This window comes from Limnohabitans planktonicus II-D5 (assembly GCF_001270065.2).
GTDB classification, from domain to species: domain Bacteria; phylum Pseudomonadota; class Gammaproteobacteria; order Burkholderiales; family Burkholderiaceae_C; genus Limnohabitans_A; species Limnohabitans_A planktonicus.
The window spans coordinates 1-864 of sequence record NZ_LFYT02000119.1; the positions used below are offsets into that span (position 1 = coordinate 1).

3 rRNA genes are annotated in these 864 nt (G+C 45.6%); all 3 read left to right on the plus strand.

The window, feature by feature from the left end:
- Positions 1–132, plus strand: a 23S ribosomal RNA gene (locus H663_RS41030); the annotation flags it as partial.
- Positions 133–305: 173 nt separating this feature from the next.
- Positions 306–418 (plus strand): 5S ribosomal RNA (gene rrf / locus H663_RS41035).
- 327 nt (positions 419–745) lie between these two features.
- Positions 746–864, plus strand: a 16S ribosomal RNA gene (locus H663_RS41040); the annotation flags it as partial.

Sequence of the window (864 nt, forward strand, 5' to 3'; positions counted from 1 at the left end):
TTCAAGATGAGATCTGCCGGGGCCTTGAGCCCCCTGAAGAGTCGTTCAAGACCAGGACGTTGATAGGTCGGGTGTGGAAGCGCAGTAATGCGTTAAGCTAACCGATACTAATTGCTCGTGCGGCTTGACCCTATAACTTTGATCACACATTGAAAGATGTGCATTGGTCAAGGAAGTTATGCCAAGTTGACGCATTCAAAAAAGGTTGAAAGTCCGGGTTAATAGCCTGGTTTAAAAGCCAAAATCTGATTCGAAACTCTATGAATTCGTTGTCTTGACGCAAGTCAAGATGACACCAAGTTATGCCTGATGACCATAGCAAGTTGGTCCCACTCCTTCCCATCTCGAACAGGACAGTGAAACGACTTAGCGCCGATGATAGTGCGGATTCCCGTGTGAAAGTAGGACATCGTCAGGCTTCTAACAGCCCAAAACGCCTCACCGTTCGGTGGGGCGTTTTCTTTAGAAGAGATAAAACTCTTCTAAAGAAAACGCAAAAGCGTGATACAATAGAAGGCTTCGCTGATCGCAGTGAGGCAAACAAAGTGGCTCCAAGCTGCTTAGGTTCTTTAAAAATATACAGCCGATAAGCGTGGGCGTTTGATGGTGATTGCCAAGTTCTTCGGAACTTAGCTTTAATTAGCTAACAAACGCTCATGAAGTAAAAAAGATGTGGAAATCAGAGATGGTGACCACGTTGATTCCAATTTATGAGTTGGTCGAAAGGCCGAAAAAAATCAAGATCGAACTATAGAGTTTGATCCTGGCTCAGATTGAACGCTGGCGGAATGCTTTACACATGCAAGTCGAACGGTAGAGGGGGCAACCCCTTGAGAGTGGCGAACGGGTGAGTAATATATCGGA